The 22,866-nt window shown below is 73.3% G+C and carries 16 protein-coding genes; 4 read left to right on the top strand and 12 right to left on the bottom strand.

Going from position 1 to position 22,866, the window contains the following annotated elements; all coding sequences use genetic code 11:
- Positions 1 to 227: 227 nt before the first annotated feature.
- Positions 228 to 1,259: a glutathione S-transferase C-terminal domain-containing protein gene (locus tag ABGB05_RS35775; protein ID WP_347658462.1), complete on the bottom strand. Its 1,032-nt coding sequence runs from the start codon at positions 1,257 to 1,259 to the stop codon at positions 228 to 230.
- A gap of 133 nt (positions 1,260 to 1,392) precedes the next feature.
- Positions 1,393 to 1,695, bottom strand: a complete 303-nt coding sequence (locus ABGB05_RS35770; RefSeq protein WP_347658460.1) for a hypothetical protein — start codon at positions 1,693 to 1,695, stop codon at positions 1,393 to 1,395.
- A 532-nt stretch (positions 1,696 to 2,227) separates the two neighbouring features.
- Between ABGB05_RS35770 and ABGB05_RS35765 the strand changes: the two genes are divergently transcribed.
- The gene (locus ABGB05_RS35765) at positions 2,228 to 2,548 is read left to right on the top strand and encodes a helix-turn-helix domain-containing protein (protein ID WP_347658459.1); all 321 of its coding nucleotides are present in this window, start codon (positions 2,228 to 2,230) and stop codon (positions 2,546 to 2,548) included.
- Between the two features lie 273 nt (positions 2,549 to 2,821).
- Positions 2,822 to 7,189 carry a S8 family serine peptidase gene (locus ABGB05_RS35760; RefSeq protein WP_347658458.1) on the top strand — a complete coding sequence of 1,456 codons (4,368 nt, stop codon included), beginning with the start codon at positions 2,822 to 2,824 and terminating at the stop codon, positions 7,187 to 7,189.
- Between the two features lie 130 nt (positions 7,190 to 7,319).
- Here ABGB05_RS35760 and ABGB05_RS35755 read toward each other — a convergent pair whose 3' ends face one another.
- From ABGB05_RS35755 to ABGB05_RS35710, 10 genes are all read right to left on the bottom strand, one after another.
- Positions 7,320 to 8,246, bottom strand: coding sequence for a DNA-3-methyladenine glycosylase 2 family protein (locus tag ABGB05_RS35755; protein ID WP_347658456.1), 927 nt, complete (start codon positions 8,244 to 8,246; stop codon positions 7,320 to 7,322).
- 89 nt (positions 8,247 to 8,335) lie between these two features.
- Complete coding sequence (locus ABGB05_RS35750; protein WP_347658455.1) at positions 8,336 to 9,331, bottom strand: Pecanex-like protein 1; 996 nt, start codon at positions 9,329 to 9,331, stop codon at positions 8,336 to 8,338.
- Positions 9,332 to 10,549: 1,218 nt separating this feature from the next.
- Positions 10,550 to 11,296 (bottom strand): zf-HC2 domain-containing protein, encoded by a 747-nt coding sequence (locus tag ABGB05_RS35745; protein ID WP_347658454.1) that lies wholly within the window; start codon positions 11,294 to 11,296, stop codon positions 10,550 to 10,552.
- Entirely contained in the window at positions 11,293 to 11,982 is a 690-nt protein-coding gene (locus tag ABGB05_RS35740) for a sigma-70 family RNA polymerase sigma factor (RefSeq protein WP_347658453.1), read from the bottom strand. The genes ABGB05_RS35745 and ABGB05_RS35740 overlap by 4 nt, the downstream gene beginning before the upstream one ends.
- Positions 11,983 to 12,168: 186 nt before the next feature.
- A complete protein-coding gene (locus ABGB05_RS35735) occupies positions 12,169 to 13,026 on the bottom strand; it encodes a fused MFS/spermidine synthase (protein WP_347658451.1) in 858 nt (285 codons plus the stop codon).
- Between the two features lie 56 nt (positions 13,027 to 13,082).
- Complete coding sequence (locus ABGB05_RS35730; protein ID WP_347658450.1) at positions 13,083 to 14,069, bottom strand: hypothetical protein; 987 nt, start codon at positions 14,067 to 14,069, stop codon at positions 13,083 to 13,085.
- Positions 14,066 to 16,549 (bottom strand): SMC family ATPase, encoded by a 2,484-nt coding sequence (locus tag ABGB05_RS35725; protein WP_347658448.1) that lies wholly within the window; start codon positions 16,547 to 16,549, stop codon positions 14,066 to 14,068. The genes ABGB05_RS35730 and ABGB05_RS35725 overlap by 4 nt, the downstream gene beginning before the upstream one ends.
- Complete coding sequence (locus ABGB05_RS35720; RefSeq protein WP_347658446.1) at positions 16,549 to 17,694, bottom strand: exonuclease SbcCD subunit D; 1,146 nt, start codon at positions 17,692 to 17,694, stop codon at positions 16,549 to 16,551. The genes ABGB05_RS35725 and ABGB05_RS35720 overlap by 1 nt, the downstream gene beginning before the upstream one ends.
- A gap of 18 nt (positions 17,695 to 17,712) precedes the next feature.
- Complete coding sequence (locus ABGB05_RS35715) at positions 17,713 to 19,470, bottom strand: ATP-binding protein (protein WP_347658444.1); 1,758 nt, start codon at positions 19,468 to 19,470, stop codon at positions 17,713 to 17,715.
- A gap of 178 nt (positions 19,471 to 19,648) precedes the next feature.
- Positions 19,649 to 20,410, bottom strand: coding sequence for a pyrimidine reductase family protein (locus tag ABGB05_RS35710; protein ID WP_347658442.1), 762 nt, complete (start codon positions 20,408 to 20,410; stop codon positions 19,649 to 19,651).
- A 148-nt stretch (positions 20,411 to 20,558) separates the two neighbouring features.
- Between ABGB05_RS35710 and ABGB05_RS35705 the strand changes: the two genes are divergently transcribed.
- Both ABGB05_RS35705 and ABGB05_RS35700 read left to right on the top strand, forming a co-directional pair.
- A complete protein-coding gene (locus tag ABGB05_RS35705; protein WP_347658440.1) occupies positions 20,559 to 21,104 on the top strand; it encodes a plasmid pRiA4b ORF-3 family protein in 546 nt (181 codons plus the stop codon).
- A 416-nt stretch (positions 21,105 to 21,520) separates the two neighbouring features.
- Positions 21,521 to 22,828 (top strand): extracellular solute-binding protein, encoded by a 1,308-nt coding sequence (locus ABGB05_RS35700; protein WP_347658438.1) that lies wholly within the window; start codon positions 21,521 to 21,523, stop codon positions 22,826 to 22,828.
- The last annotated feature ends 38 nt before the right edge of the window (positions 22,829 to 22,866 follow it).

Below are 22,866 nucleotides of genomic sequence, written 5' to 3'. Positions count from 1 at the left end.
TGCTGTCGTCGATCTTCACGTACAGTGCGGTCAAGAGGGTGTCCAGGTCTTGCGTCACAACATGATCTTGGATGCCCTCTCCTCATGCCTGGACATCGACCCCTGACTTCGGAACTACTCGTCTAGGGCGTCCGACCGTGGCGGGGTCGGACGGGCGCCGCTGCCGGAACGGCCGGGCCCGCTCGACCCCGCCACCGCCCGGGCGGAGGTCGGGAACGTCCGGTGGTTCAGCCGGCGAGCGGAGTGTGCCCGGCCGGCACCACCTCGTCCGCGCGCGGCGGCGGGGGCGGAGTGCCGTCGCCGAACGGACGCCCGCCGAGCGCCTCCCGGCCGTGCGGCTCGAGCCAGCCGGCCAGGTCCGGCCCCACCGGTACGATCCCGGTCGGGTTGATGTCCCGGTGCACCTCGTAGTAGTGCCGCTTGATGTGGTCGAAGTCGATGGTGTCGCCGAACCCCGGAGTCTGGAACAGGTCCCGGGCGTACGCCCACAGCACCGGCATCTCGGTCAGCTTCTGCCGGTTGCACTTGAAGTGGCCGTGGTAGACGGGGTCGAACCGGACCAGCGTGGTGAAGAGCCGGACGTCCGCCTCGGTGATGGTGTCGCCGACCAGGTAACGCTGCCCCGACAGCCGGGCCGACAGCCAGTCCAGCCGGTCGAAGAGCCGGTGGTACGCCTTCGTGTACGCCTCCTGGCTGCCGGCGAAACCGCACCGGTAGACGCCGTTGTTCACGTCGGCGAAGACCACCTGGTTGACCTCGTCGATCTCGGTCCGGAGCTCCTCCGGGTAGAGGTCCGGCGCCCCCGGCCGGTGGTAGGCCCGCCACTCGCCGGAGAAGTCCAGGGTCATCTGCGCGTAGTCGTTCGTTACCACCTGCCCGGTCGGCACGTCGACGATCGCCGGCACGGTGATGCCCCGCTCGTAGCCGGGGAAGCGGGCGAAGAACGCCTCCTGCAGGCGTTCGATGCCGAGCACCGGGTCCCGGCCGCCCGGGTCCAGGTCGAACGTCCAGCTCCGGGCGTCGTGGGTCGGGCCGGCGACCGCCATCGACAGGACGTCCTCCAGACCGAGCAGTCGGCGGACGATGATCGTACGGTTCGCCCACGGGCAGGCCCGGCTCACCACCAGGCGGTACCGACCGGGCTCCACCGGGTAGCCGTCCCGACCGTCCGCCGTGATCCGGGTCGCGATGTAGCGCTGGTCGCGGGTGAACTCCCCGCCCGGGTTGACGTAGCTGCCGGTCTCTGCTGTCTCTGCCATACCGCCATCGTCGCGCAATCGGCGAGTCGACACGACAGCAGGCCGGAACCGGGGCCCCGCCCCGGTCCGCCGGCCGGCCGGCTGTCGACGACGCGTCCCGCCCCGGTCCGCGGGCCGGCTGCCGACGACGCGTTCAGTGGCGCATGAGCGCGTTGATCGTGCCGTAGTCCAGGGCGTCGGCGAGGGCCTGGTAGGTGCCGGTCCCGAACGCCTCCTCGGCGGCCCGCCGCGCCACCCCGTACGCCGCCTCGGCGACCGACGAGCCGAGGCTGACCCGGGCCACCCCGAGCGTCGCCAGCTCCGCCACCGCCGTGGCCCGGATCCGGTTCGCGGTCTCCTGCCTCTGGGAGGTCGTGGCGAGCGTACGGGTGCTGCGTGACACCGGTGACCACGCGATCCACCTGCCCTGGGCGAACCGGGTCCGCCCCCCGCTCATGGCCGCCGGCCTGATCGGCACCGGCTCTGTCGGCGACGGCTCCACCGGCACCCGTTCCGACGGCGGCCTGCTCTGGCAGCTCGTCCCCGGCCAGCCCGCGCTACCTGCCCGACTTTCTCACCCCGCCACCGCAGGGGCTGACCCCGGACCTCGGTAGTGAACTGACCGTGTTGCGGGCCACCCCGCCCGAGGTGCTCCGGGCCGACCTGGACCGCTACGACGCCGCGCCGCCCCCGGCGGTACGCGCCCTGCGCGCCGACCCGGTGGCGGGACTACGTCGACTCGCCGACGAGATCACCGCCTACTGGGAGATCGCGCTCGCTCCGGACTGGGCCCGGATCCGGCTGCTGCTCGAGGCCGAGGTGCAGCACCGGGCCCGTCGGCTGGCCACCGACGGCGCCGACGGGCTGCTCAACGACCTCCACCAACGGGTTCGCTGGGAGGGCGAGACGCTGTCGATCGCCCAACGCCACTGCACCACCGCCGACGTACCGGACGGCAGCGGGCTCGTCCTGGTCCCGTCCGGCCCTCGGTGCTCAGCGTGGCCCAGGGCACACCGCCACAGCTCGCGTACCCGGCCCGGGGGGTCGGCACGCTCTGGGAGGCGGGCGCCCGGACCTCCGACGCCCTCGGCGCGGTACTGGGCCGGGGGCGGGCCCGGCTGCTCGTGGAGATGCGGGCGCCGGTGTCGACCACGGAACTCGCCCGGCGTACCGGGATCTCGGCCGGCGGGGTGTCGCAGCACCTGGCCGTGCTGCGGGCCGCCGGGCTGGTGACGACCCAGCGGGACGGCCGGAAGGTGCTCAACCTCCGGACCACCGTCGCCGACGCCCTGCTCTCGGTCGCCGGCTGACCCGGCGCGGACCAGCCGTCCACTGTGTTCACTCCATAACGGACTTCCTGCGGGTCCGCGTCCGGATCTCTGGCGCCCGGATGACTTGATCATGAGTCGTCGCACCCACAAGATGATCAAGATTCGGCGTGGCCGGCCCCTGTCGCCGGGCCCGCCGATCCGGTGGCACCGGCATCCCGGGGCGCCGACGCCGGCGCCGCGAACCGATCGCGCGCCGCTGGAGTGGGAGGAACGTTGTCAGTACGACGATCACGTCGAGGACCGGTCCGGAGTGTGCTCCGGCCCGCGGTCGCCGTCGCGGCGGCCGTTGTCCTCGGCCTGACGGCCCAGCCGCCGGCCGCGCACGCGGCCCCGACCGGAGCCGATGTGGACAGCCAGGTGCTGCGGGAGCTCTCCGATGTGGGCCGCACCAGCTTCCTGGTCTACCTGAAGGAGCGGGCGGATCTGGACGTGGCGGCCGGGCTGGCCGACCGCGACGCCCGCGCCGTCGAGGTGCACCGGCGGCTCACCGGCACCGCCGAGCGCACCCAGCAGGGCCTGCGCGGTCTGCTCACCAGCGAGGGGGCGACCTACACCCCGTACTGGATCGCCAACATGATCCGGGTCGAGGGGGACCGGGCACTGCTCGACACCATCGCCGCCCGGGCCGACGTCGCCCGGATCGAGCCGGTACGGTCCTACCGGCTCGAGGAACCGCCACCGCGGCAGACCACCACCAGGGCCGCCGCGACCGGCGCCGAGTGGGGCGTCAAGAGCATCGAGGCACCCCGGGTCTGGGACGAGTTCGGTGACCGGGGCGAGGGCGTCGTCGTCGCCAACATCGACGGCGGGGTCCAGTACGACCACCCGGCGCTGGTCGGCTCCTACCGGGGCAACAACGGTGACGGCACCTTCAGCCACGACTACAACTGGTACGACCCGAGTGGCGTCTGCGGCCAGTTCGGGTTCGCCCCCTGCGACACCGGCGGCCACGGCACCCACACCATGGGCAGCATGGTCGGCGACGACGGCGCCGGCAACCAGATCGGCGTCGCCCCCGGCGCGACCTGGATGGCGGCCAAGGCCTGCGAGCGCGAGTGGTGCTCGGACTCCTCGCTGCTGCTGGCCGGCCAGTGGATGCTCGCCCCGACCGACCGCAACGGTCAGAACCCCCGACCCGACCTGCGGCCGGACATCGTGAACAACTCGTGGGGCGGCGGCCAGGGCGCACTGTGGTACCGGGAGACCGTCGACGCCTGGCGGGCCGCCGGCATCTTCCCGGTCTTCTCCGCCGGCAACTCCGGCCCGGCCTGCAACACCGCGAACTCGCCGGGTGACTACCCCGAGTCGTACGCGGTCGGCGGCTACAACTCGGCCAACCAGGTCTACCAGCAGTCCAGCCGGGGCAGCTCGGCGGTGGACGGCGGGATCAAGCCGAACATCTCCGCGCCCGGCGAGGACGTCCGGTCCAGCTGGCCCGGCAACGGGTACGCGACGATCAGCGGCACCTCGATGGCGGCCCCGCACGTCTCCGCGACGGTGGCACTGGTCTGGTCCGCCGCACCGAACCTGCGCCGGGACATCGCCGGCACCGAGAAGCTGCTCGGCGAGACCGCCACCGACGTGGACGCCACCGAGTGCGGCGGCACCGCCGCCAACAACAACGTCTTCGGCGAGGGACGGCTCAACGCGTACCAGGCGGTGCTCAGGGCGCCGCGTGGCGCGGTCGGCCGGGTCAGCGGCCGGGTCACCGACGCGGCGACCGGGGAACCGCTGCCCGGGGTGGAGGTGACCGCCGGCGACACCCGGACGGTGACCGGGACCGACGGCGGCTACACCCTGACCCTGCCGCTCGGCGGGCACACCGTGACCGCCACCGCGTACGGCTACACCAGCCGGAGCGTCGCGGTGACCCTGCCCGAGCGCGGCGCCGCCACCGCCGACCTCGCGCTGGCGCCGCAGCCGATGGTGACCGTCTCCGGCAAGGTCGTCGACGGCTCCGGACACGGCTGGCCGCTCTACGCCACCATCGAGGTCGCCGGCCGCCCCGGGGATCCGGTACGCAGCGACCCGCTCACCGGCAGGTACGCGTTCAGCGTGCCGGCCGACAGCACGTACACCGTGACCACCACGGCGAGCCGCGCCGGCTACCGCACGCTCACCAGCACGGTGAAGGTGACCGCCGAGGACCGGACCCTCAACCTCAGGGTCCCGGTCGACCACGGCTGCACCGCCGCCGGCTATTCCGGCGCCTACTCCACGCCGCTGTTCGGCACCGAGACCTTCGACGGCGCCGGCGCACCGGCCGGCTGGTCGGTGGTGAACCGGACGGCGCACCCGGGCTGGACCTTCGACGACCCCGGCCAGCGGGGCAACCAGACCGGCGGCACCGGGAACTTCGCCATCGTGGACAGCTTCGTCCAGGGGCTCGACGCCAGCCAGGACACCGACCTGGTCTCCCCGGTGTACGACCTCACCGACGTCCGGGCACCGTACCTGCGCTTCCACAGCGACCTGTACGCGACCGCGGGCGCCGACATGGGCGACGTCGACGTCAGCACCGACGGCGGCAGGACCTGGACGAACGTCTGGCACGGCGACGACTGGCGACGCGGCCCGGTGCAGGAACTGGTGCCGTTGGAGGCGGCCGCCGGCCGGGCGAAGGCGCAGCTGCGGTTCCGCTACAGTGCGACCTTCGGCTGGTGGTGGGCGGTGGACAACGTCGAGTTAGTCGACCGGGTCTGCACCCCGACCCAGGCCAGCCTGGTCGCCGGCTTCGTCACCGACCGCAACACCGGCGCCGGACTCACCGGGGTCACCGTGGCCAGCCCGGACGCCCCGACCGAGCAGGCGGTCACCGTGGCGACCCCGGACGACCCGAACATCACCGACGGGTTCTACTCGTTCGTCTCCAGCCTCACCGGAACACACCCGGTGCGGGCCGGCCTGCTGCCGTACCAGCCAGCGTCGAAGGACGTGACGCTCACCGCCGACCGGCTGACCAAGGCGAACCTGGCGCTCACCGCCGGCCGGATCACGGTCAGCCAGCACAGCGTCGAGGTGAACCAGCCGTACGGCAGCACCCGGAGCACCACGCTGACGGTGAAGAACACCGGCAGTGCCCCGGCCACCGTCGAAACCCTGGAACGGGCCGGCCGTACCGAACTGCTCGCCCGACACGGGGCACCGCTGGCGGACCGGAAGGTCACCGGCGTGAAGAGCTGGACCGGGTTCGGCGGCGGGGCCGGCGCCCCGGCGCCGTCGGTCGGCACGACCGCCACCGACGAGCTGGCCTGGACCCGGATCGCCAACGCCCCGGCGCAGGTCTACGACAACGCCGCCGTCACCATCGGCGGCAAGGTCTACTCGGTCGGCGGCGGCGCCGGCAGCGGCATGGAACGGTCGACCTGGGTCTACGACCCGGCGACCAACATCTGGTCCAGCCTGGCGCAGATGCCCCGGGGCCGGAGCAAGCCGTCGGCCGCCGTGGTGGACGGCAAGCTCTACGTGCTCGGCGGCTGGTCCACCGAGGGCGTGCCGGTGCCGACGGTGGACGTCTTCGACCCGGCGCAGGGCAGCTGGAGCACGATCGTCGGGCTGAGCAACCCGGCACCCCGGGCCGCCGCCGGCACGGCGGTGGTCGACGGCCGGATCGTCATGGTCGGCGGCTGTGCCGACGGTCAGTGCACCCCGAGCGACGACGTGGTCGTCTTCGACCCAGCCAGCCGGACTTTCCACACCGGCGCCGACTACCCGACGGGTGTGTCGTACCTGGCCTGCGGTGGCATCGGTGGCACCGTCTACTGCGCCGGCGGGGTCGCCGACCGGACCTACCGGAGCACCTACGGGTACGACCCGACCAGCGAGGTCTGGACCCCGCTGCCGGACCTGCCGTTGGAACTGTGGGGGGCGCAGACCGCCGTCGCCGGCGACCTGTTGATCCTGGCCGGCGGCATGACGGCCGGCAACACCGTGGTCACCAACCGGACCGTCGGTTACGACCCGGTCGCCCGGGCCTGGCGGGACCTGCCGAACGTGGGGGTCCCCGCCTACCGGGGCGCCATGACATGCGGGGTGTTCAAGATCGGTGGCGGTACCGACGTGGTCACCGCCGAGGCGGAGCGGCTGACCGGCCTCGGTGACTGCGACACGGCCGGCCTCTCCTGGCTGGACACCACCCCGACCAGCTTCACCCTGGCTCCGGGCGCGTCGAAGACCGTCACGGTCACCCTGACCGCGACCCCGGCGGCCGGCATCAGCCAGCCCGGCAGCTACCGGGGCGAGTTCGGGTTCACCTCGGACAGCCCGTACGCCACGCCGGCGGTCACGGTGAAGGTCGGTGTGGCACCGCCGGAGGACTGGGGCAAGATCCAGGGCACGGTCACCGGACGGAGCTGCTCCGGGCAGCTCCTGCCGCTGCCGGCCGGGGTCCGACTCAACCTCACCGGCAAGGGCAACGGCGGCACCGGCTACCCGGCCCAGGCGGACGGCCAGGGCCGCTACGCCTACTGGGTGCCGGCCGGGACGTACCAGGTGGTGGTCAGCCGGGACGGTTGGACCCCGCTGGTCAGGCGGCAGACGGTCAGCGCCGGCTTCACGCTGACGTACGACGTCACGCTCGAGCCGTCCTCGCCCTGCGCGGCCCGGCTGGGCGGAATCTGACCGGCCCACCCGACTCCGCCCCGGTCCTGACGGCGCGCTGTTGACCGTCGGGACCGGCCCACCGGTGGCCGTCGGACCCACTGCGGGTCCGGCGGCCACCGCCGTCGGAAGTCTCGGCCGGTGGAGCCGGTCAGTATCGGGCGAAGGAGCGCATCGGCATCCGGGGCCCGAACCGGGGCGCGTGCAGCCCGCCCGCCTCCAGCAGCAGGCAGACCCGACCCCGGTGCCCCCGGTACGGCGCCAACAGCTCCAGCATCCGGCGGTCGTCGCCGCGTACCTCACCGGCCAGCGCCCAGGCGACCGTGTTCGGAATGTGGTAGTCGCCCACGCTGACCGCGTCCGGATCACCGAAGACGGTCCGGACGACCTCGGCCGCCGTCCACGGGCCGATCCCGGGAATCGCGGTCAGTCGACGGGTCGCCTCGGCCGGATCGAGGCAGCGTTCCAACCGGTCCGCCTCGGCCGCCGCCCGGCGCAGTGTGTCGGCGCGCCGCTGCTCCACCCCGAACGGGTGGAAGACCCAGTACGGCGCGGCGGCGATCGCCGCCGGATCCGGCGGGGTCCAGAGTCCGGGCACCGGGCCGGGCGCCGGCGCGCCGAAGTGTCGGACCGTCGCCGCGTACGCCCGGTACGCCTCCTTGCCGGTGACCTTCTGCTCCAGGATCGCCCGCAGCAGCCGGGGGAAGAGCCGGCCGGTGGTCGGCAGCCGGAGTCCCCGGTGACTGCGGGCCAGCCGGTCCAGCACCGGGTGCTCGGCGACGAGCTCGGCGAAACCGGTCAGGTCGTCGCGGAGCCCGGCGACGGCGTCGGCCCGGTCGACGACCCAGTCCGCTCCCGGCCCGTACCCCTCGGCGACCAGGTCGGCACCGACCCGGCGCAGGCCGAGTGTGCCCGGCCCGGTCGGGGTACGGGTGGCCCACCAGAAGGCCCCGTGGACGAACCGGGCACACGGGTCGTGCACCCCGGCCCCCATCGCCAGGAGCCGCAGCGACGCGGCGAACTGGTAGCCGGCTGGTGGTCGCAGTACCCGGTCCGCCGTCGCCGCTGTCCCGTCCACCCGGACACTCTGCCACGCCGAGCTGCGGAAACAGAACGGCGCCCGAACGCGACACCGTTCCGGCGCCGTTCGGACGGGAGTTGGTCAGATCACCGGACGGTGATCCGGACCACGTCGAACGCCGGGACCTGGTTGGCCCGGGCCATCATCGGCACCCGGTGCGAGCCGTCACCGGCCCAGACCGCGCACTGCGCCACACCACGCTCGGTCAGACCCGGCACGGTCACCGTCACGGTGTCCGGGTCGACACCGCCGCGGCCGTCCTCGGTCGCCACGAAGAACGCCGGGACCGGCGCCGGGTCGGGCGCGTTGCGGGTGCTGGTCAGCATCCGGCAGGCGGAGTGGAAGTGGCCCCGGACGATGCCCTCGTCGGTCAGGAAGGAGCTCTCCAGGTAGTAGCCGCCCCGCCCGGCCGGCAGGAACCGGTCCCGGACCAGGTTGCGGGTGCTGACCCGGAGGGTGAACTGCTGGTTGCGGCGGACCGACTGCGGCGCGGCGGTGATCAGCAGCGACGGGTTGGCCTCCGGCGCGGCGACCTCACCGAACGCGGTGCCGACACACCGCTCGCCGTTCTGGAAGCCGTCGTGCGGCTGCAGCTGGCTGCCGGAGCAGTTGTTGCCGAGCGGCTCGAGCGGCGCCGCCGGGTCGGCCGGCGTGCTGCTGGAGGGGGAGGTGCCGGGGCTGGGCGTGCAGTTGGCGTTGCCCGGGTTGCCGCCCCGGCCGCGCTGGCCGATCGGGGCACCACCCTGCTGCCCGTCGCCGGGGTGCTGGGTGGCGCCGTGGTCGTGGTACGACCGGGTGGCCGGACTGGCTGCCGTACCCGGGTTGCTGGCCGCGGCCGAAGGGTCGGCGGCGGGTGCCTCCGCGCCAGCGTCGGCTCCGGCGGCCGGGCTCGCGGGTGCGGTGGTCGTGGTCGGGCACGGTTTGGCCTTGGGCGGGCGACCCCAGGTGCCCGCGTTGGAGACCTGGGTGACCGCGACGATGGCGCCGAACACGCCCAGCGTGGCCAGCACGGCGATCAGGCGCTTGTTGCGGGGTGGACGGTTCGAGCGCCGCCGTGAGGAGCGGACGGGGGTGTTCTTCACGTGGTGCCACCTCTTTCTGCAGAGGGTTCGGTGAGCGCGGTCGGTTCAGCCGGACCTGGCGGGACACCGACGGCCAGGGAAACCGCCGGTCTCGGAGTGTGGAGCGTGGCGCTGGCCGGGACGGCAACGCGGATCCGTACGCCGACGGGTACGTCGGGGGGTGCGTACGGACCGGTGCCCCGGCGGCCGGCGCACCGGTCGGCCGGTCGGGGGGAGTGCCGGGGACGATCGTGGTCGCCTCGTGGCAACCGGTGGATCGTCACCATCTCCCTGCCTTCCGAATAATCGATCGGTAACGCTGCGAAAAACCTACGGAATACGTCGCGGGAGAGTCAAACCGAGATAGCCCAGATAGGAATTATTTAGGGTCCACTTAAAAGGAATTTATGTTTTGGGACGGCCCGGGTCGACGAGGTCGGGGCGGGACGGCCCGGACCTGCGGCGACGCCGCCGGCGTCATGTCCGGGGCGACGCTGTCGGCCGGGTGCCGCGCCCCGGACCGGGCCGGCGGCCGGCCGCGCCCACCGCGGCAACGACCGGCCGCCGGGGCTGAGGGAGCGGCTTGGCTGGTTGGCTCTCCCGGTCGGCGGCATCGATCGACGTGGTGACCGTCGGTGATCCGATTCGTACCGTCCGTTCGCTTCGTCGGACCGCTCCTGCCGCCGGTCATGGCGCGGATCGGTTGGTGGGAGGCGCTGTTCTCGACGAGGTGGCGACCGGGCTGGCCGGCGATCCACCTCGTCCGTCCACACCGGAGCGCCGTCGGGCGCCCGGCTGACCGGCCGTGGCGGTGGTCCGGGTGCGGTCGCGCCCGGGGTGGCCCGGGGGTGCGCCCGGGTCGACGGAGGTGGATCCGCGGGTGGTGGCGCCGGCCGGCACCTCAGGAGGCGGAACGGTGCCGCTGTGTGCCGGCGGTGTCACGTGGTCCCTCCGCTCGCTCGGTTGTCGGCGGGTACGTGTCGCGGTACTCTGCCGGATCACCGGATTCACCGTGGACAATCTCACGGCGAATGGTTGAACCGACTGACCGGCGGATACGTAATTGATTTGTCGGCGACGGGGCCGGGGCGGCGTTTCGCGAATGCCGAGTCAGGTGTCGTAGGCCGGTTTTCCGTGGACGAAATTATCCGTCGGGTGTCCGCCACGACACGGTACGTGAACCGGCGGGCTGCCGACCTCGGGTGTGCGCCCGCCTCGGTCAGCGCGGCCCGGCTCGGGTCAGAGCGACACCGTCACCAGCGGGGTGGCCTCTCCCCGGTCGTCGAGTTCCTCGACGCGGATCCCCTTGATGTCGGTCCGTTCGGTCGCGCTGGCGGCCTGGAGCAGCAGGGGCTGCTTCTGCGCCGCGGTGCCGTAGCCCGCGGGCGGCACCGACCAACTGGAGATGACCTCGGCCGGGCCGGACTCGGGGAGCAGCACCAGTCGGCAGACCCGTGGGCCGGAGATCCCGCTGAGCGCGAAGAAGACCCGGGTGCCGAAGGGTCGTGACTCGACGACGAAGTCGGCGTGCACCCCGGAGGTCTGGTCGGTGGTGCCGAACCGTTCGCCGTCCGGCGAGCCGGGACGACCACTCGGCCACGGATCGGCCGGCGTGCCCGGGGGCTGGGCGGTGATGTCCGGGCCGGCGGACCGGGAGCCGGCGAGGAATCCCAGCCCGGTCAACATCGCCACCAGGACGATCCCGGCGGCCAGGGTGTAGAGCCGTCGGCTGCGGGCCCGCCGCCGGTCCTCGCCGACCGCCGCCAGCACCCGCTCGAAATGCGGGCTCTCCGGGGTGTACTCCTCCACCGTCGCCAGGTCCTGGCCGTCGACGTCGCCGAGCAGTTCCACCACCGGCAGCAGTGACTCCAGTTCCGCGGCGCAGGTGTCGCACCCGGCCAGGTGCTCCTCGAACCGGGTGCTGTCCCGGTCGTCCAGCACCCCGAGCGCGTACGACGCGACGTCCCGGTGCGCCTCGCCGGTCACCCGGTCACCCCCCGTTCCTGTAAGGCGGAACGCAGCGCGCGGAGCGCGTAGTAGACCCGGGACTTGGCGGTCCCGAGCGGCAGCCCCAACTCGGCCGCGGCCTCCGGCACGGTACGCCCCTGGAAGTACGTCGCCACCAGCACCTCCCGGTGCGGCTGACTGAGCGTACGCAGGGCGTCGGTCACCGTCATCGTCCGAAGTACCCGGTCGGTGGCGTCCGATTCGGAGAACGCGTCCAGGTCGCGGTCGTACGTCTCGGCCGGCCGGGCCTGCTCGCTGCGGTGGTCGTCGATGACGATCCGCCGTGCGACGGTGACCAGCCAGGGACGCACCGACTGCCCGTTGGCGCCGAGCCGGTCGGCGTTGCGCCAGGCCCGGAGCAGGGTCTCCTGTACCACGTCCTCGGCCCGTTGCCGGTCGCCACCGGTCAACCGCAGCACGAACATCAGGAGTGGCTTGGCGTGTTCCTCGTACAGCAACCGGACGAGCTCTTCGGAATGTCGGGTATTCGCCGGTTCTGCGTGGTGGCGGCCGGCAGCCGGTCGCGACGTCACCGGCTCATCATTCCGGTCCACGGGCCGCGCGTCGAGACCTTTGCGGTACCGAATTGACCGGCGATGCGCGGTCGAGCACATTCGCCCCGGCATGACCAGGTCACCGCGCCAGCCGCCGGCTACCGCCTGCATCGCACCCCTACCTCCGCGTCGGACGTGTCGGCTCCACCGTCGGCCCCACCGGGCCCACGGTGGGGCCGACCCTGCATACGGATTTCGACCCGGCTCGGATCAACGGCCGCCCCGCGAACTTCGCGGACCCCGTCGGCCAACCCGTCGTGGGGCTCAGCGGGCGACGTGGAAGGTGCCCGGTGCGGTTCAGCGGGCGACGTGAAAGGTGCCGGGCGGTGGTGGCATCGACGGTTGCGCCCCGCTGTCCCCGACCGCCCGGGCCCCGGCCGTGAACCGCTCCAACTCCGCACCGTGCAGCACCCGGCCGGGAAACCAGTCCCCGGCGGCCCGCCGGGTCAGGTCGGCCACCGGCAGTGCGGTCCGGGCGGCGATGAGGACCAGGTTGCCGTACCGCCGGCCGCGCAGCACCGCCGAGTCGGCGATCACGCAGACCTCCGGTAGCACCGTCCGCACCGTGGCGACCTGGGCCCGGGCGTGCCGCAGCGGCGACCCGTCCGCGATGTTCACCAGGTAGCTGCCGTCCGGTCGCAGCACCCGGGCCGCCTCGGCGGCGAACTCCACCGAGGTCAGGTGCGCCGGCGTCCGGGCGCCGGCGAAGACGTCCGCCACGATCAGGTCGTACGCCGCGTCCGGCGCCGAGGCGAGCACCGCGCGGGCGTCACCCACCCGGACCCGCAACCGGGGATCGGCCGGCCAGGGCAGTTCCCGGCGGACCAACTCCACAAGCGCCCCGTCCACCTCCACCACCCGCTGGGTGGACCCCGGCCGGGTCGCCGCCACGTACCGGGGCAGGGTCAACGCGCCGCCGCCGAGGTGCAGCACCCGCAGCGGCTCCCCGGCCGGCGCGGCGAGGTCGATCATGATCGCCATCCGGCGGACGTACTCGAACTCCAGGTGGGTCGGGTCGGTCAGGTCGACGTGCGACTGCGGTGCCCCGTCGACCAGCAGGGTGTACGAGTGCGGCCGGTCCGGGTCGGGGGAGACCTCCGCCAGCCCGCTCTCCACCCGCGCCGCCACCAGGTCCGTACGCCGCCTCCGTCCCACCGCCCCAGTCTAGGGAAGGGGTCCTCCACACCTGCTCGGGTACAGGAAGGGCACACCTAACGGCGGTGGCTGCTCAACGTCAGCGCGCGGTGCAGCAGCCGACCGTCGCCGAGCCGGGCCCGCAGCCGGCGCTCCAGGCCGGCGATCGGGATCAGGTTCTGCGGCGCGCGCGGGTCCTTGTACGCGGTGGAGGCGAACCGGGGCAGCGTGACCAGCGACAGGTCGGCGAGTTCGATCGCCTTCCGCTCGTCGAGGTCGGCCGAGCACTCCACCCGGACGATTCCGGCCCACGGCCCGCGCGCCGAACCCGGCAGCCGCAGATACCACGAGTAGCCGCCCCACGCCGTGCCGAGCCGGAAGACCGGGGACCGTTCCCGGGCCCGCAGCCCGGTCACCACCGCGCTCAGCCGGGCGTCCAGGTACTGGCTGTGCTGCGTCTTGATGTAGCCGATGGTCCGGGGAAGCTGCCGCCGGTTGCGCAGCGGACCGTCCACCACCAGCAGGTCACCGTCGTCGCGGACCGCGCCGGAGACCTTCACCTCGAGCGCGGTCAACGGGCCCTGGACCGCCGCCGGCAGTTTGCTCAACTCGCCACTGCCGCCGAGCCGGTGTACGGCGTACCGGATCTGCCCGGCGAGCACGTCCCCGGCCGACGGGCTGGCGGTGAACAGCCCCCGCTCGACCTCGGCGCCGGCCAGTTCCGCCGCGCCCCGGCGCAGGTCGCACCGGACCACCCCGGCGGCGTACGAGGCGGCCACCCCCGGGTACGACCCACCGTCCGGTTCCTCGATCCAGAGGCTGGCGTCGATCCGACGTACCCCGTCCACCAGCAGGACGACGTCCGGCGCCTCGACCCCGTCCGGTGCGGGTACCGCCCGCCACTCCTCCGGCGGCAGTTCCACCCCGGCGTCGACCTGGGCGCTGCTCGGCGCCGCCGGGCCGCCGGCCGCCTCGAACGACGCCCCGTACGCCGGATCCCAGGCGTCGACGTAGAGCCGGGGCCGGTCGGTCCGGGGTTCCGGCGCCGCGCCGGCCGCGTTCACCGGCCGACCCGTTCCACGTGGGCGCCCCGGGCGTCCTTGCGGACCTCGAACCGGACCGGGATCCGTTCGGCGAGCGCCGGCACGTGGGTGACCACGCCGACCATCCGGTCGCCCCGGGCGGCGAGGTTCTCCAGGGTGGCGGCGACGGTGTCCAGGGTCGCCGCGTCGAGGGTGCCGAAGCCCTCGTCGAGCACGATCGACTCCAGGCTGGCGGTGGTGGTCGACATGCCCGCGAGCTGCTCGGACAGGGCCAGCGCCAGCGCCAGCGAGGCCTGGAACGTCTCGCCGCCGCTCAGCGTCCGGACGTTGCGGCGCAGCCCGGCGTCGTGGTGGTCGACGACGAAGAACTCACCCTTGTCGTGCCCGAGGTCGTACTGCCCGCCGGTGAGGTCCCGCAGGATCCGGGAGGCGCCGTCGACCAGCAGGTCGAGCGCCTCGGCGAGCAGCCAGCGTTCGAAGTTGTTCGCCCGCAGGTGCCCGGCGAGGGTCCGGGCGACCTGGCTCTCCCGCTCGTGTCCGGCGCGCTGTTCGGTCAGCTCCCGGGCCTGTTCGCGGCGTTCCTCCAGCCGGCGGTGCTCCGCCTCGGCCCGTTCCACCGCGACCGCCGCCAGCCGTACCGGGTCGTGGTCGCCGGCCGGCGCGTCCAGGCCGGCGGCGGTGAACAGCGCACCGATCCGGGCCAGCACCGCCTCGGCGTCGGCGTGGGCGGCGTCGACCGCCCCGACCGCGGCGGCCCGGCCGGCCCGGCGTTCGTCGGCGGCCCCGGCCGCCCAGTCGCAGAGCCCGGTCCAGGCGGCGGTGACGTCGTCCCGGTCGGCGGCCGGCGGGCCGAACCGGGCGACCGCGTCCCGGACGGTGTCGAAGGCCCGCCAGGCACCCCGCAACCGTTCCTCGGCGGCCTCGACGCCGGCCCGGGCCCGCCGGGCCGTCTCCCGGGCGGCCCGGACCGCGCCGCCGGCGGTCTCCAGGTCCCGGCGCAACCCGGCGATGCCGTCGAGTTCCCGGCGCAGTGTCTCCGGGCCGGGTGAGTCGGCGAGGGCTCCGTCGAGGTCGGCGAGCCGGGCGGTGAGCTGCTCGTGCCGGGCCCGGGCCGCGTCCAGCGTCCGTTCCAGCTCGCGGGCGGCCCGGTCCCGGTCGGTGACCTGCCGGTTGGCGGCGTCGGCGGCGGCCCGGGCGGACTTTCCGGCCGCCTCGGCCGCCGGCACCGCCGAGCCGGCCGGCAGCGCCGGCACCTCGGTCACCGGCTGGGTACAGACCGGGCAGGGCGCGCCGGCGTGCAGGTGGGCGCGGAGCGCGGCGGCCCGGTCGGCGGTCTGTGCCTCCTGGTACGCCGCCCGGGCCGCCTCCAGTTCCTGGTCGGCCCGTTCGGCGGCGGCCCGGGCCGCGGTCACCGCCGTCACCGCCGCCCGGTGCGCGTCGTCGGCCTCGGTCACCGTCTCGGCCAGCGTCGCCGCCTCGACGGCGACCCGGTCCCGTTCGGTGTGCGCCTGCAGCCGCAGCCGCAGCGCCGCCGGATCACCGGCGGCGGCGAGCGCACCGCGCAGCTTCTCCTCGCGCTCCTCGGCGACCGCCACCGCGGCGGTCGCCGCGGCCGCCGCGGCCCGGGCCGCCGCGACCCCCGCGGCGCCCGTGGCCAGGTCGGCCGGGGGCCGGACCCGGGTCAGTTCGGCGAGTTCGGCGTCGAGCGTGGCGAGCGCCTGCTCGGCGGCACCGGCGGCGGTCCGGGCCCGGAGTAGTTCGGGTACCGCCGCGTCGACCCCGGCCGCGAGGTCGCGGAGCTGGTCGACCCGGGCCGAGACGGCGGCCAGCGCCTCGTCGTCGATCCCGGTGAGCCCGCCGAGGACCCGGTCGACGGCGGCGAGGGCGGCCTCGGCCTTTCCGGCCCGGGCGGTGGCCAGCTTCTGGACCTCCTCGTAGACGCCGAGCCCGAGCAGGTTGACCAGGATCTGCTGCCGGGTCGCCGGTTTGGCGTGCAGGAAGTCGGCGAACTGTCCCTGCGGCAGCAGCACACAGCTGGTGAACTGCTCGTACGGCAGCCCGACCGCCTCCAGCACCGCCTCGTCCATCTCGGCCGGGGTGCCGGCGATCACCTCGCCGAGGTCGTCCGGGCTGAGCCCGGTGTCGAGCTTGGTGACGTCGAAGCCGGGCGGCATCAGCTGCAGTCCGGCGTTGCCGGTCTTCACCGTGCCGCGGCTGTCCCGCCGGACCACCCGGGTCGCCACGTACCGGGCGCCGGCCGACTCGAAGACCAGCCGGACCCGGGCCTCGGCGGCGGACGGGGCGAGCGCGTTCGCCAGGCCCCGGGCACCGCCCCAGCGTGGCACCGTGCCGTAGAGCGCGAAGCAGATCGCGTCGAGCACGCTGGACTTGCCGGCGCCGGTCGGACCGACCAGGGCGAAGAAGTCCGCGTCGGTGAAGTCGACGGTGGTGGCGTCCCGGAAGGCGGTGAAGCCGGCCAGGTCGAGCCGGAGCGGACGCACTATTTGGTCGCCTCCTCGTAGAGCTCGTCGAACAGCTCGCGGACGCCGTCGTCGGCGTGTCCCCGGCTGTCCAGGTAGTCGCCGAAGAGCTCCCGGGGCGAGCGTCCGGCGCGCTGGGCGGCCCGGGAGCCGCCCGGGGCCGGCAGCAGGTCGGGGTCGATCCGTACCTCCAGCGCCCGGGGGAGCAGCTCCTGCACCTGCTCGCGCAGCCCGGCCCGGGGGGCCTCCCGGACGTAGACCCGCAGCCAGGCCGTGGGGTCGTCCAGCTCCGCCAACTCGGCCAGGGTCCCGCGTACGGTGCGCAGCGGCGCCGAGCCGGTGATCGGCACCTCCCGTACCCGGGCCGCGCTGCTGGTGCTCACCTCGACCATCGTCACCGAGGGGATGTTCTCCTCCTCGCCGAAGTCGACCGCGAGCGGGCTGCCGCTGTACCGGATCGGGCAGGGGCCGAGCACCGGCTGGGCCCGGTGCAGGTGCCCGAGGGCGACGTAGTGGGCGCTGCCCGGAAAGACGGTCGACGGCACCGCGTAGTTGAGTACGGTGTGCGCCTCCCGCTCGCCGCCACCGGTCCGGGCCCCGGCCACGGTGAGGTGCGCGGTGACCAGGTGCACCCGGTCGGCCGAGTCGAAGCTCTCGGTGAGCCGGCCGAGCAGCCGCCCCACGTGGTCGGCGTACGTCTGCACCGCTTCGGCCGCGGTCAGTTCGTACATCTCGACGGCGCGGACCGCGTACCGCTGGGAGAGGAACGGCAGCGCGACCAGCCGCCACGGCTCCCCGGCGGCGGTGGCGCCGTCGATGACGTGCTCGGCCGGGTCGTCCCGTACGCCGCCGCGCAGCGCGATCCCGGCCGCCTCGGCCCACGGCCGCAGCGCGTCCAGCGCCGGACCGTTGTCGTGGTTGCCGCCGATCGCCACCACCTGGGCGCCGGTCCGGCGCAGCGCGGAGAGCGCCCGGGTGACCAGCCGGGTCGCCTCCGGGGTCGGCGCGGCGGTGTCGTAGAGGTCGCCGGCGACGATCACCAGGTCGGGTGACTCGGCCCGGGCGACCTCGACCAGCTGGGCGAGCGCGTCGCGCTGCTCACCGAGCCGGGACTGTCCCTTGAGGACCTTGCCGACGTGCCAGTCGGAGGTGTGCAGGATCTTCACACGCCGTCCCTGAGAAGGCTAGAAGGGGATGTCGTCGTCGGAGAGCGCCCCGTGACCGGAACCGACCACCGCGAACGGGTCGGCGGCCTGGGTGATCGAGCGCAGCGTGCCGGACGGGGTCGCCCCGGCCTCGGAGACCCGGGTCGCCCAGGCCGGGAACGGGAAGTCCAGGCAGAGCGGCACCGGGATGTCCGGCTGGTTGACGAACATCGTGCCGGGGCGGGCCAGCAGGGCGCGCTGGCGTTGGGCGGCCGGGAGGAAGCCGTACTCCGGGCGGGACGCCTCGGCCGGGTCGAGCCGGCCGACCACCCGGATCGCCGAGTTGGTCACGATCCGCCGCTCCACCTCGCTCGCGGTCTGCTGCGCGCCGATCAGGATCACCCCGAGCGAGCGGCCCCGCTCGGCGATGTCGAGCAGCACCTCCTTGATCGGCGACGAGCCCTCCCGGGGGGCGTACTTGTTGAGCTCGTCCAGGACGACAAAGAGCAACGGCTTGGCGGTGCCGGCCTTCTCCTTGCGCTCGAACTCGCTCTTCAGGGTCACACCGACCACAAAACGCTGCGCCCGGTCCGGCAGGTTGTGCAGGTCGACCACGGTGACCTGGGCGGACTCGGAGGTGTTGACCCGGTGCGGCCGGCGGGTGGCCAGGTCGCCGCGGATCAGCCGGGCCAGGTCCTTCTTGCTGCCGATCAACCGCCGGGCGAAGGCGTTGACCGTACCGGTGTTGATCGCGCTGCCGGCCCAGTCCGAGCGGGTCTCCTCGTCGGTGAGCCGCTCGACGACGAAGTCCACCAGGTCCGGGTACGAGTTCAGCCTGGTCCCGTCGATGCTCACCCCGCCGTCGGCGGGCTGGGCGTACCGGGCCAGGTGGGCGGCGACCGAGTGCACCACCATCGTGTACTGCTGGCGTTCGTCGTCGGCGTCGGCGAAGACGTACGGCAGGAGCCGGTCGGCACAGAACTCGGTGAGCGTCCAGTAGAAGCTGTCGACCCCGGTCAGTCGACTGCTCACGTCCGGGGTGCCGGAGGAGTCCCCGGCCCGGGGCGGCGCGTAGACCCGCACGTCCGGGAACGCCCCGGCGCTGAGCCCGAGCTTGGCGTACGTCGCGGTGGTGGCCGCGTCCAGCCGGCTGTTCGGGTGGTCCAGGAAGAGCAGGTCCTCGCCCTTGACGTTGAAGATCAACGCCTTGGCGTTGACCGCGTCGCCGCCGAGCACCCCGGAGCGGAAGACGGAGTAGAGCAGGAAGGTGGCGAAGCTGGTCTTGGTCGCCACCCCCGAGATGCCGGAAATCGAGACGTGCGCTCCGCGGGTGCCGTCCAGGAAGTCGGCGTTGAGGTAGACCGGTACGCCGTCCCGGCCGATCCCCATCGGCACCCGCCGCTCCATCCGGTCGAAGTGCAGTGCGGCGGACCGGGCGTCGCCCTCGGCCCGGAAGACCGGGGCACCGGGGGAGGGCGGGACGTAGAGTTCCGGGTCCACCCGGGTGGTGGTGATCTCGGCCGCCTCCTGCACCAGCGCCGGCAGCGTGCCGTCGGCGATGGCGAAGACGTCGGAGTCGAACTGCGCGCCCTCGTGTCGGGCCCGGACCTGGGTGACCACTCCCGCGATGGTGACCGGCTCGCGGTCCGGCAGTTCCCGCCGGGTCACCACCACGTCGTCGAGCTGCAGGTAGCTGCCGGGGGTGACCGCGGTCCAGAACTGCAGCGGGGTGGCGTCGGCGGTGCCGAGCACCCGACCGACCGCCGTCTCGGGCTCGGTTGGCGGGATGTCGGTCACCGCGGCGACCCGGTCAGGGTGGGAATCAGGTCAAGACACACGAGTCGCATCCTGCCTCACGGGTACGACAGTGCGCCACGCGACGCGGCGGCCGGGCCGTACCGGTCACACCGGCCGTCCCGGCGGTCACATCCGCCGGACCCCGACCGGGGGGCCGTACCGCCCCGTGCCGGAGGGGTCAGCTCTCGGACCGGGTGTACCGGAGCAACAGCGAGTTGTCGCCACCGGCGAGGACGTGCCGAAGCGCCATGCCCCGGGGCGGCGTGGTCGGGCCGGCGGTGATCCGACCGGCACCCGGGCCGGTGAGCAGCGGCGCCACCGTCAGGCAGATCTCGTCCACCAGGTCGGCGGCGGTGAGCGAACCGAACAGGTGCGGACCGCCCTCGCAGAGCAGATGTCGGTGGCCCCGGTCGCGCAGTTCGGCCAGTCCGGCGGCGAGGTCGACCCGCTCGTCGCCCCGGCGTACCAGGTCGGCGACGGTCTCGAGACCGGGCGGCGCGGTGGCCTGGGCGTGGGTCAGCACCACCGGTCGGACCGGTGCCTCGGCGAAGGCCGCCGATTCCGGGTCGAGGTTCAGCGTCCGGGAGACCACGACCAGGGTCGGGTACTCCGGCAGTCCCTGCTCCCGGCGCCAGGCCCGGCGGCGCTCGTCGAGCCGGAGTGCCCGGTACGCCTCGTGTCGCAGCGTGCCGGCGCCGACCAGCAGCGCGTCGCAGAGCATCCGGAGCACGCCGAAGACGCGCTTGTCCGGTCCGTTCGGGGGACCAGAGAGCCCGGCCGAGTGCCCCTCGAGTTCCACCGCGCCGTCGATGCTGGTCACGAAGTTCATCCGCAGGTGGGACGTGGTGGTGCGGGGGTAGAGCCCGGCCAGCGCCGGGTCGTCCAGCGGACCCGCGTCCGGCAGCGGCCAGAGGCGGGTGATCGCGACATTCTCCGTCATTCGCTGGCCGGACCAGTGACCGGAGGCGTCGGTCCGGGGGTACGGTGCTGGCAGTCGCACCAGTTGCGGCCCCGGCAGTTGTCGTGCCGTGCCTCCCGGCACGCTCGGCAGATCATGCCGGTAAGCCTATGCCGGGAGGTTCGGAGACGTGCCGCGACAGATCTTCCAGCTGAGGGTGACCCTGGCCGACGTCACGCCGGAGGTGTGGCGGCGGGTGCTGGTGCCGGGTGGCTACACCCTGGACCGGGTACACCGGGTGTTCCAGTCCGCGATGGGCTGGCAGAACTGTCACCTGCACTCGTTCGACATCAACGGCGTGCAGTACGGCGAGCCGGATCCGGACGAGGAACTCGCGTTCCGGGACGAACTGGAGACCCGGCTGGACGAGGTGGCGGCCAAGGGGGGCCGGTTCCGCTACACGTACGACTTCGGCGACTGGTGGGAGCACGACGTGACCGTCGAGGACGTCTTCGGCGCGGATCCCGAGGAGCGGTACCCGCGCTGCGCGGCCGGGGCCGGGGCGTGCCCGCCGGAGGACGTCGGGGGACCGTTCGGCTACCGGCGGTTCCTGGCCGCGTACGCCGACCCGGACCATCCGGAGTACGAGGCGATGCGGGGCTGGCTCGGTCGGCCGTTCGTGCCGACGGACTTCGACGTCGAGCGGGCGAGCACCCTGGTCCGCCGGTTCGGCTGACCCCCCGAACCCGTCCCGGATGGTGAGCGGGACCTGACCCGGGCCGGGGCCCCGGTCCGGTGACGGGTCGTGCCGTTCGTTACCTCGGGGATAACGTCCGCTTTGCGGGTGAGTGACCGTACGCCGTCGGTAACGAAATGGGAACGCTCCCACTGGCCCATTGACACTCCGGTAACCCGCCGGCAATCTCATGGGAGCGCTCCCGGCGGGTTGTGGCGCAAGCCACCTGGCACGTCGCGGCAGCGTCCAAAACCGAAACCCCACCGCACGGCTCCGCGGCGACAGCCTCGGAGCCGTCGGCGGGCGGAGATACCGAAAAGAACTGTGACACCCGGAACACCCGCTGCGACGCAGCACGGTCGGACACACAGCAACCACCACCACATCACGAGTCACCCACCTGAGAGGGGTCAGGGATGAGCGTCATCAGGCGCCGGCTCCGCACCGCCGCGGTCGCCGCGGTCGCCGCGAGCATGGCTCTCGGCAGCGCGGCCTGCAGCAAGAGCAACGACGGCGGCTCGACCGGCGAGGGCGGCCAGGTCAAGCTGGTCCTGCAGACCTTCAGCAACTTCGGCTACGACCAGGCCCTCAAGGACTTCGAGGCGGCCCACCCGAACATCAAGGTCGAGCACCAGCGGATGGGTGAGCTGCGCGACTTCCAGCCCAAGCTGGTGCAGTGGCTCGCCGCGGGCAGCGGTGCCGGTGACGTCGTCGGTCTCGAAGAGGGCGTGCTGCTGCAGTACGTGCAGAACCACGACAAGTTCGCCAACCTGCTCGAGCTGGGTGCCGCGGACCTGAAGAGCAACTGGCCGGAGTGGAAGTGGAACAACGCCCTCACCCCGGACGGCAAGAAGCTCATCGGTCTCGGCACCGACGTCGGCGGCCTGGCCATGTGCTACCGCAAGGACCTGTTCGAGCAGGCCAAGCTGCCGACCGAGCGGACCGAGGTCTCGCAGCGGATGAGCACCTGGCAGGACTACGTCGCGCTGGGCAAGGAGTTCAAGGCCAGCGGGGTCAAGGCCGCCTGGCTGGACAGCGCGACCAGCCTGATGCAGCCGTACATCATGCAGAACTCCGAGACCTTCTTCTTCGACAAGGAGAACAAGTTCATCGGTGACACCAACCCGGTGGTCAAGCAGGCCTGGGACCTGGGCCTGCAGATGGCCGCCGACGGGCTGACCGCCAAGGCGCAGCGTTGGAGCGCCGACTGGGACGCGGCGTTCAAGAACTCCGCCTTCGCCACCATCCCCTGCCCGTCCTGGATGACCGAGGGCATCATCGCCCAGAAGTCCGGCCCGGCCAACGCCGGCAAGTGGGACATCGCCACCATCCCGGGTGGCGGCGGCAACTGGGGTGGCTCGTACCTGGCGGTCCCGGCCCAGACCAAGCACCCCAAGGAGGCCTTCGAGCTGGCCAAGTACCTGACCAGCAAGGCCGGCCACCTGGCCGCGTTCGCCGAGGCGGCGGCGATGCCGTCCAGCATCCCGGCGCTCGAGGACCCGGCGTTCAAGGACAAGAAGAGCGAGTACTTCAGCAACGCTCCGATCGGTCAGATCTTCAGCGACAGCGTCAAGAACATGAAGCCGGTCTTCCTCGGTGCCAAGCACCAGCAGGTCTGGGAGACCATCGTCGAGCCGCAGATGCAGGCGGCGGAGCGCGGCCAGATCGCCTCGGCTGCCGCCTGGACCAAGGCGATGGACGAGGCCAAGAAGGCGGCCAGCTGAGTCGCCGGTGACCTGTCGGTCCGCGGGCGCCCCTTGCC

The organism is Plantactinospora sp. B5E13, from assembly GCF_039871775.1.
Lineage (GTDB): Bacteria > Actinomycetota > Actinomycetes > Mycobacteriales > Micromonosporaceae > Plantactinospora.
This window is presented reverse-complemented; position numbering and strand designations above follow the sequence as displayed.

Excerpts from the sequence above, each read along its gene's own strand:
- ABGB05_RS35775 (WP_347658462.1), bottom strand. The coding sequence starts at position 1,259 with ATGGCAGAGACAGCAGAGACCGGCAGCTACGTCAACCCGGGCGGGGAG.
- ABGB05_RS35740 (WP_347658453.1), bottom strand. The coding sequence starts at position 11,982 with ATGCAGGCGGTAGCCGGCGGCTGGCGCGGTGACCTGGTCATGCCGGGG.
- ABGB05_RS35700 (WP_347658438.1), top strand. The coding sequence starts at position 21,521 with ATGAGCGTCATCAGGCGCCGGCTCCGCACCGCCGCGGTCGCCGCGGTC.
- ABGB05_RS35710 (WP_347658442.1), bottom strand. The coding sequence starts at position 20,410 with ATGACGGAGAATGTCGCGATCACCCGCCTCTGGCCGCTGCCGGACGCG.
- ABGB05_RS35770 (WP_347658460.1), bottom strand. The coding sequence starts at position 1,695 with ATGAGCGGGGGGCGGACCCGGTTCGCCCAGGGCAGGTGGATCGCGTGG.